This window comes from Paenibacillus popilliae ATCC 14706, from assembly GCF_000315235.1.
Taxonomy (GTDB): Bacteria; Bacillota; Bacilli; order Paenibacillales; family Paenibacillaceae; genus Paenibacillus_B; species Paenibacillus_B popilliae.
Genome location: NZ_BALG01000534.1, coordinates 1 through 268, shown reverse-complemented (window position 1 = coordinate 268; position 268 = coordinate 1). Strand labels below are relative to the sequence as shown.

The 268-nt window shown below is 50.0% G+C and carries 1 pseudogene; it reads right to left on the bottom strand.

Annotated features, from left to right (window positions below):
• A pseudogene (locus PPOP_RS19060) lies at positions 1–268 on the bottom strand (IS110 family transposase); the annotation flags it as partial.

Genomic DNA, 268 nt, shown 5'->3' with positions numbered 1-268 from the left:
CCTCCCCAAGAAGCAAGGTGCCCTTCCGACGGAAATACCGACATGTCGGGTCCGATTTGCCGCGGCATCCTTATTGATTCCCGGAATCGTATCCAGTAGTTCGATTTCCTTCTGGTATGGGCGAAGCAAGTCTTCGATCTCCGCTTCCAAAGCGGTAATTTCTTTTTCTAAAACCTCCAGATGGTCGTAATGCCTGCGGATCATTTTGCGATGATGGGCTCGCACGCGTCCGTTTAAGGCATCAACCAACTGGGGTACTTTTTTTCTA